Annotated in this window: 22 protein-coding genes; all 22 read left to right on the top strand. The window is 67.6% G+C overall.

All coding sequences use genetic code 11. The annotated features are described in order from the left end of the window. Positions 1–6 precede the first annotated feature (6 nt). Positions 7–543, top strand: coding sequence for a hypothetical protein (locus KY498_RS06780; protein ID WP_191008169.1), 537 nt, complete (start codon positions 7–9; stop codon positions 541–543). Continuing rightward, complete coding sequence (locus KY498_RS06775; RefSeq protein WP_219879580.1) at positions 543–935, top strand: hypothetical protein; 393 nt, start codon at positions 543–545, stop codon at positions 933–935. The genes KY498_RS06780 and KY498_RS06775 overlap by 1 nt, the downstream gene beginning before the upstream one ends. Positions 936–948: 13 nt before the next feature. Further along, a complete protein-coding gene (locus tag KY498_RS06770; RefSeq protein WP_219879579.1) occupies positions 949–1,242 on the top strand; it encodes an HK97 gp10 family phage protein in 294 nt (97 codons plus the stop codon). Then, entirely contained in the window at positions 1,242–1,658 is a 417-nt protein-coding gene (locus KY498_RS06765) for a hypothetical protein (RefSeq protein WP_258186444.1), read from the top strand. The genes KY498_RS06770 and KY498_RS06765 overlap by 1 nt, the downstream gene beginning before the upstream one ends. Before the next feature lie 61 nt (positions 1,659–1,719). Continuing rightward, entirely contained in the window at positions 1,720–2,559 is an 840-nt protein-coding gene (locus tag KY498_RS06760; protein ID WP_219879577.1) for a hypothetical protein, read from the top strand. Positions 2,560–2,641: 82 nt separating this feature from the next. After that, positions 2,642–3,010, top strand: a complete 369-nt coding sequence (locus KY498_RS06755; RefSeq protein ID WP_219879576.1) for a hypothetical protein — start codon at positions 2,642–2,644, stop codon at positions 3,008–3,010. Positions 3,011–3,066: 56 nt separating this feature from the next. Continuing rightward, complete coding sequence (locus KY498_RS06750; RefSeq protein WP_258186443.1) at positions 3,067–3,348, top strand: hypothetical protein; 282 nt, start codon at positions 3,067–3,069, stop codon at positions 3,346–3,348. A gap of 14 nt (positions 3,349–3,362) precedes the next feature. After that, on the top strand, positions 3,363–6,815 hold the full coding sequence (locus tag KY498_RS06745) for a phage tail tape measure protein (RefSeq protein WP_191008174.1): 3,453 nt from the start codon (positions 3,363–3,365) through the stop codon (positions 6,813–6,815). An 89-nt stretch (positions 6,816–6,904) separates the two neighbouring features. Continuing rightward, positions 6,905–7,636, top strand: coding sequence for a hypothetical protein (locus tag KY498_RS06740; protein ID WP_219879575.1), 732 nt, complete (start codon positions 6,905–6,907; stop codon positions 7,634–7,636). 9 nt (positions 7,637–7,645) lie between these two features. Then, positions 7,646–8,950, top strand: a complete 1,305-nt coding sequence (locus KY498_RS06735) for a hypothetical protein (protein ID WP_219879574.1) — start codon at positions 7,646–7,648, stop codon at positions 8,948–8,950. After that, positions 8,947–9,816: a hypothetical protein gene (locus KY498_RS06730; RefSeq protein WP_219879573.1), complete on the top strand. Its 870-nt coding sequence runs from the start codon at positions 8,947–8,949 to the stop codon at positions 9,814–9,816. Before KY498_RS06735 ends, KY498_RS06730 begins: the two co-directional genes overlap by 4 nt. Positions 9,817–9,819: 3 nt before the next feature. After that, complete coding sequence (locus tag KY498_RS06725; RefSeq protein WP_219879572.1) at positions 9,820–10,314, top strand: hypothetical protein; 495 nt, start codon at positions 9,820–9,822, stop codon at positions 10,312–10,314. Continuing rightward, positions 10,311–11,045 carry a M23 family metallopeptidase gene (locus KY498_RS06720; RefSeq protein WP_219879571.1) on the top strand — a complete coding sequence of 245 codons (735 nt, stop codon included), beginning with the start codon at positions 10,311–10,313 and terminating at the stop codon, positions 11,043–11,045. The genes KY498_RS06725 and KY498_RS06720 overlap by 4 nt, the downstream gene beginning before the upstream one ends. A 35-nt stretch (positions 11,046–11,080) precedes the next feature. Further along, positions 11,081–11,461 (top strand): hypothetical protein, encoded by a 381-nt coding sequence (locus KY498_RS06715; protein WP_219879570.1) that lies wholly within the window; start codon positions 11,081–11,083, stop codon positions 11,459–11,461. 3 nt (positions 11,462–11,464) lie between these two features. Next, positions 11,465–11,740: a hypothetical protein gene (locus tag KY498_RS06710; protein ID WP_219879569.1), complete on the top strand. Its 276-nt coding sequence runs from the start codon at positions 11,465–11,467 to the stop codon at positions 11,738–11,740. Between the two features lie 8 nt (positions 11,741–11,748). Further along, the gene (locus KY498_RS06705; protein WP_219879568.1) at positions 11,749–12,033 is read left to right on the top strand and encodes a hypothetical protein; all 285 of its coding nucleotides are present in this window, start codon (positions 11,749–11,751) and stop codon (positions 12,031–12,033) included. Positions 12,034–12,057: 24 nt separating this feature from the next. Continuing rightward, on the top strand, positions 12,058–13,380 hold the full coding sequence (locus KY498_RS06700) for a fibronectin type III domain-containing protein (protein ID WP_219879567.1): 1,323 nt from the start codon (positions 12,058–12,060) through the stop codon (positions 13,378–13,380). A gap of 15 nt (positions 13,381–13,395) precedes the next feature. Beyond that, entirely contained in the window at positions 13,396–14,286 is an 891-nt protein-coding gene (locus KY498_RS06695; RefSeq protein WP_219879566.1) for a hypothetical protein, read from the top strand. 2 nt (positions 14,287–14,288) lie between these two features. Next, positions 14,289–14,822, top strand: a complete 534-nt coding sequence (locus KY498_RS06690; protein WP_219879565.1) for a hypothetical protein — start codon at positions 14,289–14,291, stop codon at positions 14,820–14,822. Continuing rightward, a complete protein-coding gene (locus tag KY498_RS06685) occupies positions 14,819–15,244 on the top strand; it encodes a hypothetical protein (protein ID WP_219879564.1) in 426 nt (141 codons plus the stop codon). The genes KY498_RS06690 and KY498_RS06685 overlap by 4 nt, the downstream gene beginning before the upstream one ends. A 537-nt stretch (positions 15,245–15,781) precedes the next feature. Next, the gene (locus KY498_RS16520; protein WP_258186442.1) at positions 15,782–16,348 is read left to right on the top strand and encodes an SHOCT domain-containing protein; all 567 of its coding nucleotides are present in this window, start codon (positions 15,782–15,784) and stop codon (positions 16,346–16,348) included. An 867-nt stretch (positions 16,349–17,215) separates the two neighbouring features. Continuing rightward, positions 17,216–17,686, top strand: coding sequence for a DUF4265 domain-containing protein (locus KY498_RS06675; RefSeq protein WP_060959881.1), 471 nt, complete (start codon positions 17,216–17,218; stop codon positions 17,684–17,686). Positions 17,687–18,002: the final 316 nt, after the last annotated feature.

The following is an 18,002-nucleotide window of genomic DNA, read 5'->3' as shown; positions in this document are numbered from 1 at the left end:
GAGGAGGTGACCGGAGTGACGAGTCAGCCGATCGTGACGGGAACGACACAGGTCAATCCCGAGTTCTGGCTCAACGCCGCGCACGCGGCCGTCCGCAGGGAATGCGGTTGGCACGTTGCTCCGGTCATCACCGAAACCCTCACTCTCGACGGCAGCGGTAGTCGGGGGCTGCTGCTGCCGTCGGGGCGCGTCGTGTCGATCGCATCCGTGAAGAACGACGGTGTCGACGTGACAAGCGCCGTGCGCCTGTCACGTCGTACTGGCGTGCTGACGCTGGCATCGCGATGGACGCCCGAGCTCGGCGCAGTCGAGATCACCTTCACGCACGGCTATCCCGTCGAGGAAGTCCCCGACGTCGCCGCGCTCATCGTCACCCTCACATCCCGTGCGGCAGCGACCTTGCGGAGCAACGTCGCGCAGCAGAGCATCGGCGGAGCGTCGGTGCGCTATCTCACCGGGGCCGACGGGGGACCGCTGAGTCTGCCGCTGCTCGAGTCCGAGAAGCGGACTCTCGCTCCCTACAAGCTCACCTGGGGATCATAGTGAGCTGGCTCGAAAGCCTCCCCGGCGATGCGATGACGTTCGAGTTCGGGCAGACCGTGCATCGAATCCGCCCCAAGCTGGTCTGGAACGAGTACAGCAAGAAGTACGTCGCCGGCGACTGGACTGACCCGGACGAGCTGCCGATCGAGGACGCATTCGTCGCGCAGTCGTCGACGTCGCTGCTGCGCACGGAGACCCGCGACCAGGCCGCCGAGTCGAAGTCGCTCTTCTGCGACGGCGACGCTGACGTGCGCAAGGGTGATCGCATCCGTGTCGGCGGTCCTGGCGGCCCCACCTACACGATCGACGGCATCCCGCCGGCGGCCGACTCCAACCCGTTCACGGGGTGGACGCCTCCGCGCGAGATCCCGCTGACGCGCTTCGTCGGCTGAGAGGCGGTGCATCATGGCACGCAGCGGCGACATCGACCTCGAGTTCAACGAGGACTTCTTCGCGACCGTGCTCCGTTCGCCCGGTGTGGAGGCGCTCGTCGACGGCGTCGGCGCGCGAACTGAGCAGATCGCGAAGTCGACAGCGCCCGTTGACTCTGGCGACTACCGCGACGGCATCGGCATCCGTCACCGCGAGTCGAAGTTCCGCAGGGTGACGGAGGTCGTCGGTACCGACGACAAGACGCTGCTCATCGAGGCCAAGACGGGCAATCTGGCCCGTGCGCTGAAGGCGGCGAAGCAGCCGTGATGGTCCAGCCGCCGAATCTCACCCTGTGGCTGACCGACTACGTGCGGCTAGGAGCCGAGACCGCCGGGATCGACGTCGAGGTCGACTCGCAGGAGCCGGCAGAGCTCGAGCTGCCGCTGACGGTCCCGCTGATCGTCATCCGTGACGACTCCGGCCCGCGCCTTTCGCACGTCACCTTCGACCGCTCCATCGGAGCGTCGGTGATCGGCGGGAGCCGATCGGCGCCGAAGCCGATCGACGATCTCGCATCCTGGCTGGCGGGTCTGCTGTTCGATGACGCGATCGCGCTCGTCGAGGGCAGCCCGATCGCTTCCGTCGAGTGGGACGGATGCAACGGACCGTACGCGGTCCCTGAGTCGCTGGACGCGGCACGCCGCTACATCACAGCGCAGTACACGGTCGTCGGCACCTGGTGACCGACGCCAACCAACCTGAGCCATCCCGAGCGGGGTGGCTCTTCTCTTTGAAGGAGGAGAAATGACGGCAGATGCCGAAGGTAACGACCTCGGCGCGGTTGGCGTCCCGATCACCGGGTTCGCGGCTGTGCAGCTCACGGGCGGGCCCTCGTTCGTGAGCTCGGCGGCGGGGGCGGCGACACCGCTCGTGCTGCCCGCGGGGTATCAGAAGGTCGGCCTGTTCAAGGTCGACGGTGGCCCCCAGGACGGCGGCGACGCCGGCGACAAGATCGAGTTCTTCCAGCAGGGCTACAAGCTCTCGGGGGACGACCAGCCGACGGTCCAGATCAACCTGGCCCAGTTCGACGCGCTGGTGCGGAAGCTCCTGACGGGGCAGACGCCGGATGCGAACGGCATGGTCACGATCAAGGCGCTCACGCCCGACACGGTGTTCCCGCTGTTCGTGGCCACGAAGTTCAAGAACGGCTGGTCGCGTCGCCGCAACGGGCTCGCGCGGATCTCGGCGGTCGAGATCGACAAGGAGACCCGCGGCGAGGTCAACGGCCGCAACACCACCTTCGAGTGGATCGACGACCAGACCGTCGGCGGCTTCTACCGCGAGTGGCTCGTGCCGCCGGCGTCCGGTGTCGCGAAGCAGAACTGGGCGGTCGAGGTTCTCGGCGGCCCGACGGGCGGCACGTTCACGCTGCTGGTCAACGGCATCCCGACGGCGCCGATCGCGTACGGCGCGAACGCCGCGGCGATCACGTCTGCCCTGAACGGCATCTCGGGAGTGACCGGCCTGGCCGGCATCACCACGTCCGGCACGGGACCGTTCACGGTCGCGTTCCCCGCCGCGGCGGTTCTGACCGCGACGGACGAGCTCACCGGAGGCACCGACCCGTCGGTCGCTGTCTCCTGATCAGGCCGGCTGGCCGGGGTGCTATCGGGTCGCCCCGGCCAGCCTCACACCCGAACCCGACAACCCGAGAAGGAGGGCCATCATGGCCACCACCAAGACCCCCACGCCCGAGTACGACTTCGACAGCTGGAGCGACGAGGACGAAGAGAAGGCGATCGCAGCCGCCGTCCCCGACGTGAAGTACATCGTCGTCGAGCGCCGCTTCATCGGCCGGTTCACCAACGGTGAGATCGTCGAAGTGCCGCTCAGCCTCAGCCTCGACGACGTCGAAGCGCTCCAGGAGGAGCACGACGCCGCCGTCGACCAGTTCAAGATGCTGCTGCGGATCGTCGGCGGCGACGACGTCGCGAACGTCTTCGGCCGTCAAGACCTCGTCGAGGCGGCGATCATGGCCGAGAAGTACTTCCGCGTCCTCCAGCGCATCCAGCAGGCGGCCTTCCCGGAATCCTGAGCGTCGCCCAGTACATCGGAGAGCACCGAGGACCCGTCGCGCGCACGCTGCGCGAGATGGGCACTCCGGGGCTCTCCGGGCTGGGCGGCGCGCTCACGTGGGGCGAAGCAAGGCTTCTCCTCGATGAGGCGGCCGCGGACACGTCGACTGTGCTCGGCGCCCACCTCGCTGGCTGGGCCTACAGGGCGACCACTCCCGAGCTCATGATGATCGCGGCGACGGTCGGCGCGCGCGCGGCGGAGATCATGCCGTGGGCGATCACGAAGCCCGAGCAGGCGACACCGGCTGAGGTGGCGTCGGCGCTCGCGCAGCTCGAGGACGAGATCGTCTTCACCTAGGCGAGGAGGTCGCGATGTCATCTCAGGTCGCATCCGGCCACGTCGCCATCTTCCCGACGCTGACCGGCTTCAAGGCGAAGGTCACGAAGGACACGAAGGATGCCGGCGTCGCCGGCGCGAAGTCGTTCGAGGGTGGCTTCAAGGGGGCCGGGACGTCGGCGGGGCGCGCGCTCGGAACGGACCTGAAGTCCGCGCTGACCGCGTCCGCCGGCGGTCTCGGCGCAGCTCCGATGAAGAGCCTCACGAGCGAGGTCGCGGCCGCGTCGGCGGCGCTGTCTCGCGCGCGGATGAAGCAGCAGGACGATGCGGGGCGTGTTCGCGTCGCTGAGGCCAAGCTCGCCGAGGCGATCTCCAAGTCGGGGGAGGGCTCCGCCCGCGCGATCGCCGCGGAGGAGCGTCTCGCCTCCGCCCGACGCACCCACGCCGCGTCCACCGATGCTGTCGCGGCTGCGTCGACGCGTCTGCAGTCCGCGCAGACCGCCCTCGCGGCGGCACAGGCCGCGGTCGCGACGACAGCCGCGGCCTCAGCTGGCGGGCTGCGCACGATGCTCTCGAACCTCCGCGCCGGCGCCACCAGCTCGACCGCGGCGCAGTCGGCGTTCACAGGCGTCGCCGGCTCCATCGGCGGCGTGCTCCGTGCCCTGTCCGACGTGACCGGGTTCACGCGCCTCGGCGCCCTGGCACGCAGCTCCGCGCAGCAGGTGTCCGCGTCGTTCACGTCGATGGCCACGATGGTCGGCGGCAAGCTCGCCGCCTCCTGGTCGACGTCGTCGCGCTGGCTGAGCGGTATCGGCAGCAGCGTCGCCGGCGCGCTCGCCCCGGTCGGCCGAGTCGCCTCGACCGCGGGCACTGCGCTCGCGACTCCGTTCGTGCAGCTCGGGTCGCGAGTGTCGAGCTGGCTGTCGCCGGTCACGACTCAGGTGTCGGCTCTGTTCACGAAGGCGGGCGCCGCGGCTGGCCCCGCCGGATCCCGCATCGTGGATGGGCTCCGTACCGGTCTGGCCCAGGTCGGTACGGTCACGTCGACGGCGCTGCAGGGGATGGTCACTGCGGCATCCCGAGCGGGCGCCGCGGCCGGCGAAGCCCTTCGTAGCGGCTTCTCGGCAGCGTCGGTCGGCGCCGCGGCCGTCATCGGCGGCCTGGTCGCCGCGATCAAGTCCGGTGTCTCGGCGTTCTCGAGCTTGCAGGGCGCCGTGTCGGGCCTGCAGCGCATCACCGGCGGCACGGTCCAGGAGGTCTCCGGCCTCCGCGGTGCGATGCAGCTGTCGGGCATGGACACCGACAACGCGACGACGTCGCTGACGCGGTTCTCCGCGAACCTCGAGACCGCTGCCTCGTCGGCGGAGTCCGCGGCCGAGATGAGCTCGCGGCTGGGGTTCGACATCCTCGACGCGAACGGCAACGTCCGCGACATGACCGAGCTGCTGCCGCTCGTGGCCGACCGGTTCGCGGGCATGCAGAACGGCACCGAGAAGACCGCGCTCGCGGTGAAGCTGTTCGGCAAGTCCGGCACGCAGATGCTCCCGTTCCTGAACAAGGGCGCCGCGGGCATCGAGGAGCTCACGGGCAAGGCCACGGCTATGGGCCTGGTGCTCGATGACACGCAGCAGAAGAAGTTCGGCGCGTTCCGCGGTGCGAGCCGCGCACTCGCGGGAACCTTCCAGGGGCTCGCGGTCCAGATCGGCTCCACGTTCCTCCCGATCCTGACGGGCCTGTCGACGGCGTTCACGTCGATCGTCACGCCGGCAGTGCAGGCACTTCGAGGGTGGCTCGACCGGCTCAACGAACCGATCCAGACGCTGGGCGACAAGTTCGCCGCCGTGTCGTCGGGGGCGGCAGGGATGAAGGATCTCTTCGGGTCGATCTCCCCAGTGATCGCCACCCTCGGCGCCGCGTTCCTCGCGATGTCCGGTGGTGGCATCGCGGGGGTCGTCGGCCTCCTGGCGAAGCAGATCCCGTTCCTCGGTGGCGCGCTGACGGGGCTTTTGGGGCCGCTCTCAGCCCTGGGCGGTCCTCTGGGTGTCCTGATCGCCGGGTTCGCCGGGTTTGCCCTCTCAGGCGGTGACGCATCGGCTCTAGTGCAGAGCCTCGTCGGGATCATCAACTCGGTCGTCGGCGCGATCCCCGGACTGGTCGATCAAGTGGCGACGTTCGTTCCGCAGCTCGTCGCGTCGATCCTCAGTCAGGTGCCGGCCCTGCTTGGCGTGGGTACGGCAGTCATCATGGCGCTGGTCAACGGAATCAGCACCGCTCTGCCCGTGATCGTGTCGGGTGCACTCGCTCTGGTCCAAGGTCTCGTCGCAGCAATCGTTGCGAACCTGCCGACGATCATCGGCGCCGCAGTACAGCTCGTGGGGGCACTCGTCGAGGGGCTCGTCCAAGCAATCCCACAGATTCTGACGGGCGCCATGCAACTGGTCCAGGGGTTGCTCCGAGGAATCATCGCGGCACTTCCCACGATCGTCCAGGGAGCGATTCGGCTGGTCGGCGCGCTCGTTCAAGGACTTATCACCGCGCTCCCGCAGCTTCTCCTCGGTATCCAGAGTCTCTGCATCGCGATTGTCGGGGCTCTCGTTCAGGCGCTACCACTGATCATCCAGGGCGGAATCCAAGTGCTCCTCGCACTGGTGCAGGGAATCATCGGCGCGCTGCCAACGCTGCTCCAGGCCGCCCTCGAGCTGGTCATGAACCTGCTGCAGGCGATCATCACGAACCTGCCGATGATCATCGAAGCCGGCATCCAGCTGCTGCTGTCGCTGGTCACGGGCCTGATCAACGCGCTCCCGCAGCTGATCACCGCGGCGATCGAGCTCGTGCTGCAGCTTGTGGCCGGGCTGCTGCAGATGCTGCCGGAGTTGATCAAGGCCGGAGTGCAGCTGATCGTCTCGCTTGTGAAGGGACTCGCTCAGGCGATTCCGCAGATCATCAAGATGGTCCCCGACATCGTGAAGGCGATCTGGGACGGTCTGGCGAACGTCGACTGGCTCGGTCTGGGTGCGGAGATCATCCAGGGCATCATCGACGGGTTCTTCTCGATGGTCGGCGCCGTGGGCGACGCGATCGGGTCGGTCGTCGGGGGCATCCTCGACTTCTTCCCGCACTCGCCGGCAAAGAAGGGGCCCTTCTCCACCGCAGGCGGCGGGTGGCGTCAGCTGCGCACCTCGGGGCTCGCGACGATGCAGCAGTTTGCGGAAGGCGCGAAGGATGGCGCTCCGGCATATGCGGATGCGCTCTCGGCGGCAGCATCCGCGGCTGGCGCCACTGCCCAGATCGCGGTGAGCTCGGCCGTTCGCGCGACGGGCACAGCCACGACGCAGGTGACGCCCCAGCAGGACCAGGCACCTGTGACACGTGACGATCTTCGTGACTTCGCCAAGCAGATCGTCGGGGGAATTCAGAGCCTGCGTTCCTCGGATGCGCGGGCATCCGAGCAGACCGCACTTCGAGGTTGGGATGGGGGGCTCTGATGGTCTCGACGGCTGTCGCATTCACGGATATGGCTCCCTCGCCCCGAACACGGATCGACATCGATCCCGCCGATCTCGACCCTGAGGCGGTGTCTGTCACCGTGTGGCAGACATCGCCGTGGGGCCAGGTGAAGGTGAATCGGACGCCGCGCCCGGTCGCGGGCGGCATGGTGCTGGACGACTTCGAGGTCCCCGGTGGGGTGCCGGTGGTGTACCGGGTTGAGCAGTTCGACTCGATGGGCGCCACTCTCGGATTCGCCTTGAACTTGCCTGTGCAGGTGTCGTGGGATCTGGGGGACGTGATCCTCTCCGATCCCCTCGATCCAGGGAGAGCGGTTCGTGTGAGGGCTGAGAAGCTGTTCGCCGGCTCGCTCGAGCGGGGTCGATCGTCCTCGGTCTATCGAGCGGGTGCGAAGACCTTCGTCATGTCCGGGCCGATGTCGGGCTTCCAGAAGCTGACGTTGCGTGTGGTGACCGAGAATGAGGCCGATCGGACGACGCTCGGACTGATCACGGATCAGGCCACGATGCTGGTCCGCGCGATGCCGCAGACCCGTCTCCCGGGCGTCCTGTACGTGTCGGTGCCATCTGTGCCGATGCTGCCGTTCGACGCCCGGAGGCGGGGCAACGTGGACCTGTGGGACTTGGTCGGCGATGAAGTGTCGCGGCCGAACATCGACATCGTCGTGGCCGTGTACTCGTACGACCTGTTCAAGGCGTACCTGGATGCGAAGTACCCGCCGGAGGCGACGTACGACGATGCGGCGACGGAGTGGGCGACGTACGTCGATGCGGCGCGGACGCGCCCGTCACCTGTGTAGGGGGTGCTGATGCTCACCGTTCCCGCCGAGGTGGCTGCCGCGCTGAACGACGTCGAGGTGGTGTCGGAGGTGTCGGCGGTCGCCCAGTATGGCGGCCGGAGCGTCGACCTGAGACTGCACACCGATGGTGGCCTCACGTGGGATGCGAATGGGGAGCTGCAGTGCACCGGTGACCTGCGTGCGTTCGGCTTCGGGGAGTCTCTCGTGCCGAAGGCTCGGGATGCGTTCCTCGCCCCGTTCGGGCAGGAGGTGACCGTCTCCCGCGTCGTGAAGATGCGCGACGGGGACTACCCGATCCCGCTCGGCGTGTTCCGGATCACTGGGAACGACGGCGGCCGGGAACGGTTCCGGGTGCGCCAGGTGGAGACGAAGGTTCCGGCGGTGCTCGGCCTCATCGAGGACCCAGACCGACCGGGGACGTTCATCCTGACGACGGGCGAGTCGATCCCCGAACCATCGCCGGGTGTGTTCTCGTTTCCCGCTGAGTGGGTGACTGCCGATCCGGATGGTGTGTGGACGATCGTTGGGCCGGTGGTGACGCCGGCATGGTCCTACTTCACCCAGGAGCTCACGAGCGTCGTGGAGGACTGGGAGGTGGGGGTCAGCCTTGCCGACCGGCTGCGGATGCTGCAGCGCGCGAAGATCGTGAACCCGGCGTCCCCGCCGGTGGGTGCGACGGTGTACTCGGAGCTGCAACGGCTGACGCTGTTCCCGCTCGAGCGGAATCCGGCGGTCGCCGATCAGCTGGTGCCGTCTGGGACGGTGTACGACGATCGGCGCTCCGCGGTGTCGCTGCTGGCTGGTTTCGCGGGCGCGAAGGTGCGTGTCACCCGGCAGGGTGCGCTGACGTTGCGTCCCGCTGACCGGTGGGCGTACGAGACGGTCCTCGACTTCGACATCGATGGTGTCGTCGAGCTGTCCGATGAGCAGTCGGATGAGTTCTACAACTTCGTCTGGGCGCACAACCCGGACGGGTCGGTGTCGGCGTTCGCTTCGTTCCTCGACGACACAGACCCTCGCTCTGTGGGTCGTGCTGGGCCTTCCACCTACGAGCATGCGTCGCCCGTCTACACGACGCAGGCGCAGGCCGAGGCAGGCGCGTGGACGGTGCTGTCGCGGCTGCTGAACCGTCGCTCTCGGGTTGCGACGGTGAAGGTCGGCGCGGAGGGTCTGCTGCTTGACCTGTCCGACTACGGCCGCTTCACCGACACCGCGACGGGACGCACGGTGACTGGTGAGGTGTCGGGCCTGCGGGTGCAGAACGATCAGACGGCGTTGGTGGAGGTCACTGTGATCGTTGCGGAGAACTCATGAACGATCAGCAGCGTCTCTACGAGCTCGGCCAGGGCCGCGCAGATTCGACCGAGGGTATCTGCACCGCCGTCGACTGGGCGGCCGGTGAAGCCGTCGTGAACACGAACGGGCAGGAACGTCGCGCCCGGTTCGCGGGGGAGCCGCCGTGGCCGGGTGACCGGGTGCGGGTCGTGCAGGCGGGTGTCGGGAACCTGGTGTGCGTCACGATCTACGGGGCCCCGATGGGCACCGTGATCACCACCGCCTCGGGCCTGGCGACAGTCCAGGGCGACGATGATGCGACCTACCAGTACCCGTACCGGGGAACGGCCCCGGCGAACGGTGCACGCGTCCGCATCGATCACGCGGGCCGGTGCATCCCGCCGGGTGCGTACTCCGTTGAGCCTCCAGGGTCGACCTTCACGACCCCCGACGCGCCGCCTGCTGTGGGCGGTGCGGCAACGTTCACGGCTTCCTGGTCGGGGTCCTGGCGGTACGACGTGTACGGCAGCGCCGGAATCGAGTCCTCGTTCTCCCGCGTCGCGGGTTTCGGCTTCTCCTCGACCGTCGCTGACACGATCCCCGACACGGCGACGGTGAAACGCGCCGAGCTGCAGCTCACGCTCGACTGGAACCGGTCGGGCTCGTCAACGGCGGTCCGGTTCGGGTCGCACGGCTTCGGGGATGCGCCCGGGGTGCTGTCTGCGGGGAGCCTGTCGGGCTCACTGTTCGTGCCGCAGGGGGTCCTGGCTGTGGACGTGCTCGCGTTCGCGGATGCGCTGAAGACCGGCGCAGTGAAGGGGTTCGGGATCTACCCGAACGAGGCGTACTGGATTCGCTACTCGCCGGCACCCAACGGTGCCCGGCTGTACATGGAATGGGAGTGACCGATGGCTGATGTGACTGGTGGTACGCCGCCGACCGGGGCTTCCCCGTTCCGGCCGGCGGAGGACATCGCTGAGGTCTACGCCCACATTGGCAGCCAGGAGATGTTCTCGCGTCCGAACGTCGCTTCGCTGCCCGCGTCAGGGAACTGGCCGGGACGCACGCTGATGGTTCAAGACCTGAACGTGCTGTACATGTACACCGGTTCGCAATGGATCCCGGCGGGGCTCCGGCCGCGGAGCCTCACCCCTGCTCCGACGTTCTTCCAGATGGGCCGCACAAGTATCACGAGCGACGTGAACGGTTTGTTCGAGGTGACGTTCACGACCCCGTTCCCCAACAACTGTGATTTTGCGATGGCGCAGTCCGGCAGCCCGACCGACTTCTACGGTGGTGTCGCGATCAGCGGCACGATCGCATCGAAGTTCTCTGGCCGGCTGCAGCTCCCGGATGGTGCGTCGAAGACGATCGATATCGTCTGGATTGCGATCGGACGATGAGCGGGCTCGCATTCTGGGCCGAGGATCGGTGGACGCGCCCGTTCGGCTACCGGCCGGGCCCGAACGAGGACAACCCGTACACGCTCGGCTACCACATCGGGCAGGACGTCGGCGGGCGGTCCTGGTTCGACCCGGTGCCGGTGCTCGTCAGCGGCATGGTGGTGCAGTCAGGGCGGGGTGCTCTGATCGGCGGGTACGTCGTCGTGCGTGTCAGCGACGGCACCTTCCACACGTACTGCCACCTGCGCACGGGGAGCCTCCCCGGGTACGGGACGCAGCTGACGGCAGGCGACGATCTGGTGCCGCTCGCGCGGTCTGCGAGCCCGTACGCGGGCGACGACTACATGGGCTCCGCTTCCGACGGGGCCCACTGCCACTTCGTCGTGTCGACGAACCCGGCGACGGCGTACAGCCCTCGCGCGGGCACCGTGATCGACCCGCGACCCATCATCCGCGCCGCACTGGGCGGCGACACAGCGGGCTCGAGCTCGCGACCGTTCCAGAAAGAAGGTCCCTTCATGGCACTCGACGACAAGCAGCAGGACGACCTCGCCATGCGCGTGGAGGCCATCGCGAACGCGGTCGGTGACATCGGCCGCGGCGTGGCTCTCCTCCTCAAGCGCGGCGGACTCGACCAGCAGCAGGAGAACGACATCTACATGCGCGTCGAGGCGATCGCCAACGAGGTCGGCGAGATCGGCCGCGCCGTCGAGAGCAAGCCGACGTCGTGATCCGCCGGATCTGGGGCGCGATCCATGAACCCCGAGTGAAGAAGCTCCTCTACGCGCTGCTGTACACGGTCGCGGTCCTCACCGGCTGGTCGACGTTGTGGCGGCCGCCGCAGTCGATCGAGGGGCCGCTGGGGTCATCCCTCACGACGATCTGGGCTATCGCGCTGACGGTCGGTGCGGCGCTCGCGCTGCTGGCGGTGTTCCCCGGGTGGTGGTGGCTGGAGCGGACCGGACTGTTCGGTCTCGGTGCCGGCGCGCTCACCTACTTCGCCGTCGTGCTGGTTCTCCACTTCCAAGGACCGCCGGACTCGTCCCGCCTGACGCAGGCGGGGTTCATCCTCATGGTGGTCTTCTCCGTGTGCATCATCCGGGTGCATGAGATCTGGAGGTACACCTTCGAGCCCCGCAGGAGGTGACCGGTGGATCCCGTCGCACAGGAGATCACTCGAACGATCCTGACGCTCGTCGGTGGCGCCGCTGGCGTCGAGCTGATCCGCGCCGTCGTGGGCGGTATCAGCGGATCGATGCGCCGCCGCCGCGCCGAGGTCGACCGCAAGGAGACCGAACGCGCCCACGAGGAAGCCCGCGCCGACGAGGCAGAGCGGCGCCTCCGCATCGTCACCGAGCACGCTCACACCGTCCGTGTCGCCGCGATCAACGGCGGCATCCCGATTCCCGACTTCCCCACTTTCTAGGAGCAGCCATGACCACCCCGACCGAAATCACCCCGAACGTCGTCGTCTCGAACCCGACCACGCGCCGACGCATCGGCGTCTCCCTGTACCTGATCAGCCTGCTCGCCGGAGTCGGTGCCCTGCTGTTCGCGTTCTTCCCCGAGCTGGCATTCGGCACCGACATCCCGACCCGTGCGGTCGGCTTCGCCAACGGCGTCGTCTCGCTGCTCTCTGGCGGATTCGGTCTGATCGTCACGACCCCGAACGTCCCGCGCGACACCACGGGCCTGCTCCGCCGCGACCTGAAGGGCTGACGCATGGTCTACCGTCCCGTTGGAGTGGATGAGGACTGGAACCTCCCACCCGAAGCTCGCGCGGCGCTCGCCGGCTCGGATGAAGTGGCCGAGACCATCGCGGGCGAGGTCGGCGCTGCTGTTCCTCCCGCCGTGGCTACGGCTCTCGCATCCGACGAGACGATCCGGGAGGCAGCGGCATCGGCGGTCACGACCCAGATCGCCGCACGCTCGCTCGTGGAGCGTGTCGAGGTGCTGCGGGCGATCGCGCGAGCGCCGGAGCAGATCATCGCCGGCGCGATCACCCGGAACGTCAACGGGGTCGTTACGTCGGCTGCGGTGCAGTGGCCGGACGGGACCGCTGGCGTGTACACGGCGACACCGTCGACGGCGTTCCCGACGGCGGTGGACACCTACCAGATCACCTACGGCGTGCCGACCGCGATCTACACGTTCACGCAGCCGGCGCCGACCCGAGACTCCTTCGGGGTCGCCACGGTCATCCCCGCCATCACCGTCACCGCTGTCCTGCCGGACACGACGGCCCCGTCGACTCCGACGTCGGTGGTCGTGGACCTGATCACGTCGACGAGCGCGCGGGTGTCGTGGTCGCCGAGCTCCGATGACCGTGGCGTGGTCGCGTACGACGTGTACGACGGTGCGACGCTGCTGACCTCGGTCGCCGCTTCCCCCGCGGCGTTGACGGGTCTGGCGGCGGGCAGCTCTCACACGATCACCGTGCGCGCGCGGGACGCGGCCGGCAACACGTCCGGGGTGTCCTCGTCGGCGCCGTTCACGACGGTCCCGTACGGGTTCGTCGACGAGTTCGACGGCCCGACCGGCGCGATCGCTTCCGACCGGCACAGCCCCACCGGTGGCAAGACCGGGGTGCTGCTGAAGGTGTCGTCCGCGACGGCGACGCCGACGATCACCTCGACCGGGCGCCTGCAGATCCCCGACGGCACCAGCAACGCCGCCTACGGGTACGACGCGGGCACCACACAGGGCGAGTTCCAGACGACGATCGCGTACATCGACTCCGACAAGGCGCCGTTCATCGCGGCGTGGGCGACGGACTACAACAACGGCCTGTTCCTCACCCGCAACAGCTCGACGGACAAGTTCTGGCAGCTCGGCCGCCGCGTGGGCGGGTCGACCGTCGAGGTGCTCTACACCGGCACGACCGCGATCGTCGCGGCCGCGATCTCGATCACCCGTGCCGGCGACACCTTCACGTTGAAGATCGCCGGGGTGACCGTGTGGACCGGGACGGCATCCGGGAGCCTGCCCGGGACCATCTTCGCTGTCGGATGCGCGACGGCCTCGTCCGAGATGCTCTACGACCGCATCGCCTTCATCCCCGCCTAGAAAGGGCCGACACACATGGGCATCCTCGACCCGATCCTCGACATCACCCCGATCGCGCAGGACCAGACCGTCCTCACCGGCCCCGCGACGCAGACGGATATCCTCGCCCCCGAGGGCGGGAAGCTCCGCCGCCGTGGGAAGGTGCTGTTCTCCGACACCTTCTCCGGTGTCGAGGGTGACTTCCACCACTGGCGGGACCATCAGGGCGCGCGCGCCCCGAAGGTGCCCGTGGGGCTGAGCACCTACCCGCCGGGCCTGATCCTGTCCACGGCGGCCGTGCCGTACGAGACGGGCCGCGCGGACTCCGACACGTCGACGTACAAGAACCTCAGCCGGTTCCGCGACACGGGCGTGGTGTCGTTCTCCGGCCTGTTCGCGCATGCCGGCTCGGCGGGGGCGAGCGCGGGGTCGCGGGAGGTCGCGTTCTCGTCGTGGCAGCTCGGCATCGACACGCAGACGTGGAGCACCCAGGACGGCACCGGCGCGACGCGCGGGTTCTACAAGCTGATCTACTCCGACTCGTCGACCAGCAACGACCCCGCCTGGTACATCTCCAACGACGCCGGCGACACCGTCATCATCCCCGGCTCCCGGGGGATCACCGCGGGCGAGAACGAGGGGAAGTGGAACTTCAACTACATCCGCCTCACGATCGACCTGTCCGCGAACGGTGGGCTGGGCGGTTACCTCGAGGCGCAGATCAACCACAAGGTGTTCGACCTCACGGTCCTCGGCGCGGGCCGCGGCATGCAGAACCCGCAGACCGGATCCGCGATGGCCTCCTACTCCGGCGGCCTGAACTTCGGTGTCTCGCTGGTGCGCTCCACCCGCTACCCGAACGCCATCCAGAACAAGCTGATCGCGAACCTGCTGACAGCGACCATCGGCGACGTGAAGGCGGCCTGACCATGTCGAAGACGCATCAGCTCATCACCACCACGATGGGCTCGTTCGGCCCCTCGGGTAACCCGATCGCGAACGTCCAGCCGGTGAACTACATGCCGTGGGGGGCGTGGTCCGATCGGGTCACCTACGCGATGCGGATCGCCGCGATCGAGACGACCGCCCCGACCTGGGCTCTCCTCGCACGGGTGGAGTACTGCATCGAGTCGACGGAGGGCTACCAGTACGAGAACCCCGTGTGGGCGCCCCTGGATGCCGTCGGCGTCGCGCACGACATCGTCGAGGGCGTCGGCATCTACGCCGGATCTCACCCCGCCCCTGTGGGAGCGGACTGGGGTCTGATCGCCGACCAGACCGACCTGCTCCCGACCTACTCGGGCGGCGCGATCACCACGCCCGCGGGCACCGCGCCGCTGTTCTTCAAGCGCACCGTCCGCAACACGACCCTCCGCAACCGGATCGCCTTCAAATGGGTGATCCCCGACGGCGGCCCGAACCCGGCGCTGCGCGTCGACCTCGCCGCAACCCCGCTGCGATGACGGCGGCGGACGATCACCGGCATCTCACCGTCGGGGAGCTGCGCGACCTGATCGCGGATCTCCCCGACGGTGCGCCGGTGGCGTACATCTACGACGGGATGCTGTCCCTCATCGGCAACGTCGGCATCATGGACGACTTCCACCACCGGCCCCAGATCCGCGATGATCCCGAAGACCCAGAGATCCACGCCCCGGAAGCCATCGTGTTGACGGCGATCTGGGAGGACAGCGCCCAGGACAACTGGACCCACCCGGAGAACAGAGCGAAGCCACCGAAGCCAGAGCCCGCCCCACCGCCGCGCGCGCCGGCTCCGGCAGCAGAATGGTCGACGATCGCACGCTACGGCGTTCGACGGCAGGACGCGTTTGGACGATGGGTCACGGACTACCCGGTGGAAGCTGCGATCGCGAGTCCCATCTAGAACAGCCCCCGGCTAACCCTCACGGGTCGGCCGGGGCTGTTCTGCGTTACAAGGACCGTCGCGCCCTCGGGGCGCCGTGCACGGGAGCATCCCGCCGCTCCCGGCCGAATGCCACCCACGCGTCCGCGCCGGGGATCTCGAGCAGCGCCTCGCTGAGCGTCCTCGTGTGTTCGTCGCCGTAGTACCCGACCCATGATCCGGCGACGCGCGCGAGGATGTGCTCCTCTCGGCGACATGCTCCCGACACCGGTACACGAAGGATGCCGCGCCCGTCATCGCCGAGCTGCACCGCATCGCCGGCGCTCGTCTCGACACGTCGAGAGCGGTGTCGGGGTCGAGACCATGGCGGGGCATGGGGTGAGCGTAGAAGGCACCGTCGACACCGGTGTCGGTGGCCGCGCGCACACTACCGCCATGCCCACCCCGGCGCGGTACTTCCAGCTCCTCGGACGCGCGGCCGCGTCGCTCGAGGGTCAGGCGTATGACCCGCTCACCGCGAGCTCCGACGGATTGGTGCGCTCCGCTAGTATCCGAGGCATGAGTGATGAGGTCGCTGCTGATCTGAGTGCGGGTGACGGCAAGTCGGTCCCGCTGCTGTCGTTCGTCTCCCACATCGAGGGGAAGAATGCGCGGGTGAGCGTCTGGCCTGACCGGGTCGAGTGGGATCGGAAGGGGATCCTGTCGACAGGAGCGAAGGCGGGCATCGCCGTCATGACGATGGGCGCTTCGTACCTGGCGACGGGCGTGACGCGGAAGCAGTCGACCGAGGTGATCCCAGTGAAGTCGATCATGTCCGTGACGACGAAGCGTGGCCTCGGGTTACAGACGAAGCTCAGTGTGATCACCGCGGGGAACACGATCGAGATGCGGATCGCCCACAAGGAGGCGGAGCAGGTCCGTGGGGTGCTGATGCAGCTCGCATCGGGCACTCACCCGTCACAGTCACCTTCGGCTGCTGTAGTGCCCCCCGCGGCCCCCGCCCCCGTCCAGGCAGCTCCTGATCTGACGGCGCAGTTGCAGCAGCTCAAGTCTCTCCGGGATGCGGGGATCCTCACGGAGGAGGAGTTCGTCGCGAAGAAGGCCGACATCCTCGCCCGTCTCTGACCGAGCCGCTCAGAGTCCAGCGTCTAACATTCGTCCAACATGTCGGAGTCTCCGGGTGTCTCCGAGTGTCTGCGATGGTCGCACGCGGCGACCGAAAGATGCCTGACCAGGAGGGATAAATGCGGGTCAGTGGGGGCGGGAGTCTGCGGCTGACATCCTCCGTCGCGCCAAACGGGGGTTGCAGGTTCAAGTCCTGTAGCCGGCACCGTTCTCTGACACCCTGACCAGCTGACTCTTCCGCGATCCTCGCGGGTGGGTGTGGTTGGCGGGTTCGCCTGCTTCGGCATCCTCCTGATCGCCATTCTCGCCGGTTTCAATCCTTCATACGGTCCCCTTTACGCCGTTTGGTTCGAATGGATCGCCCCCGTGCTCATTCTGTTCGGCGCTGTTACCTTGGGGAGAGAATCGGGCGCTCACGACGATGATGGGGATCCAGATGCGTGATCGGCGTTACCCCCCGATCCGGCGCCATCCCGTTTTCGACCTCTGACCGAGTGCCAGCATCTGCTTTCCAGGAACGCCTGTCACGAACTTCGGTTCGGGGCAGAATGTCGGTTGATCAGAAGACCGCCGCGATAATTCGGGGGTTGTAGGCTCACATCCTGCGGCCTGCACTTTTGTAAGCCCTGACCGGCTGACTCCTTCGCCCAACCGTGCTCGAGATGTAGGGTCTGGGGTATGGATGCCGCCTCGTTCATCATGGGCGCCTCCGTGGCGTCAATCGTCTGGATCTCGATCGGGGTCTTCATGACTCGGCGCGGCGGCGACTCCGGGGATGTCTGAGCGTCAACGGCCGATCTGGAAGTCCGGTCGGTGTCGGCGGATCACGCTCACGATGCTGGCGCCGAGTTGGTGGGGAGTACCAGAATGACCAACGCGGACCGTGGGTACTCGGTTCATCCCAACCCGGTGTGGCGGGAGCGTGCGAACTTCATCATCAACGCGCGGTTGCCCGAGGAGGGGCGATTCGAGCAGTTGTGGTGTCGGCGGCTCACCGAGTCGACGTTCGAGGTCTGCTGTATACCGTTCTTCCTCTACGACGTGGCGCTGGGGGACATCGTCGAGACAGAGTCCACCTCTGAGGGTCGCTTCGTGTTTCGCGGCGTGAGACAACGGTCGGGTCGCTTCGTTTTTCGTGTGCACTTCTTCGACTCGTCGCGGGACAGCCGTCGCGCGGTCGAGCAGTGGACGATCGGCGCGGGAGGGTTGATCGAATGGGCGACGCCGACATTGCTGGCGATCGACGCTGACAGCCCGGCTCGCGCTTCCCGGATTGGCGAGTGGCTGCAGGCCGAGAGTCGCGTGGGCCAGATGATCTACGAGACGGGGTGGCTGTGACCGCCAGGCTGCAGCGGAATTTGCCGCAGCATGATTTCATGGACCATCGATTCTGTTTCGAATGGATGGAAAAAATACAGTGGTGAGTGAAAGGCCGAGAGCCAGATTGCGCGCTTCAGCGGCATCGCTGCAGCATTATTGGTGCTTCTCGGCGTGTTATGGGTGATGAATCCGACATATCGTGTGGCGGCAATTTCCAGAGCAGATGTCGTTGGCGACTGGGTCCTCGCATATCCCAGGAGGCAGAGTATTACGCTCACCTTCGAACCCGGCGGCCGATTTCATTCTGCAGATTGGCCCATCGAGCTCGGGTGTT

The sequence above is a fragment of the Microbacterium sp. PAMC21962 genome, assembly GCF_019443465.1.
GTDB lineage: Bacteria > Actinomycetota > Actinomycetes > Actinomycetales > Microbacteriaceae > Microbacterium > Microbacterium hominis.
Note: the sequence above shows the minus strand (reverse complement) of the source record. Positions and strands in the feature narration are given on the sequence as shown.

What these genes read in the sequence shown, in the direction of transcription:
- KY498_RS06770 (WP_219879579.1), top strand. Translation starts at nt 949, where the DNA reads ATGGCACGCAGCGGCGACATCGACCTCGAGTTCAACGAGGACTTCTTC.
- KY498_RS06765 (WP_258186444.1), top strand. Translation starts at nt 1,242, where the DNA reads ATGGTCCAGCCGCCGAATCTCACCCTGTGGCTGACCGACTACGTGCGG.
- KY498_RS06760 (WP_219879577.1), top strand. Translation starts at nt 1,720, where the DNA reads ATGACGGCAGATGCCGAAGGTAACGACCTCGGCGCGGTTGGCGTCCCG.
- KY498_RS06755 (WP_219879576.1), top strand. Translation starts at nt 2,642, where the DNA reads ATGGCCACCACCAAGACCCCCACGCCCGAGTACGACTTCGACAGCTGG.
- KY498_RS06750 (WP_258186443.1), top strand. Translation starts at nt 3,067, where the DNA reads ATGGGCACTCCGGGGCTCTCCGGGCTGGGCGGCGCGCTCACGTGGGGC.
- KY498_RS06745 (WP_191008174.1), top strand. Translation starts at nt 3,363, where the DNA reads ATGTCATCTCAGGTCGCATCCGGCCACGTCGCCATCTTCCCGACGCTG.
- KY498_RS06735 (WP_219879574.1), top strand. Translation starts at nt 7,646, where the DNA reads ATGCTCACCGTTCCCGCCGAGGTGGCTGCCGCGCTGAACGACGTCGAG.
- KY498_RS06730 (WP_219879573.1), top strand. Translation starts at nt 8,947, where the DNA reads ATGAACGATCAGCAGCGTCTCTACGAGCTCGGCCAGGGCCGCGCAGAT.
- KY498_RS06725 (WP_219879572.1), top strand. Translation starts at nt 9,820, where the DNA reads ATGGCTGATGTGACTGGTGGTACGCCGCCGACCGGGGCTTCCCCGTTC.
- KY498_RS06720 (WP_219879571.1), top strand. Translation starts at nt 10,311, where the DNA reads ATGAGCGGGCTCGCATTCTGGGCCGAGGATCGGTGGACGCGCCCGTTC.
- KY498_RS06705 (WP_219879568.1), top strand. Translation starts at nt 11,749, where the DNA reads ATGACCACCCCGACCGAAATCACCCCGAACGTCGTCGTCTCGAACCCG.
- KY498_RS06695 (WP_219879566.1), top strand. Translation starts at nt 13,396, where the DNA reads ATGGGCATCCTCGACCCGATCCTCGACATCACCCCGATCGCGCAGGAC.
- KY498_RS06690 (WP_219879565.1), top strand. Translation starts at nt 14,289, where the DNA reads ATGTCGAAGACGCATCAGCTCATCACCACCACGATGGGCTCGTTCGGC.
- KY498_RS06685 (WP_219879564.1), top strand. Translation starts at nt 14,819, where the DNA reads ATGACGGCGGCGGACGATCACCGGCATCTCACCGTCGGGGAGCTGCGC.
- KY498_RS16520 (WP_258186442.1), top strand. Translation starts at nt 15,782, where the DNA reads ATGAGTGATGAGGTCGCTGCTGATCTGAGTGCGGGTGACGGCAAGTCG.
- KY498_RS06675 (WP_060959881.1), top strand. Translation starts at nt 17,216, where the DNA reads ATGACCAACGCGGACCGTGGGTACTCGGTTCATCCCAACCCGGTGTGG.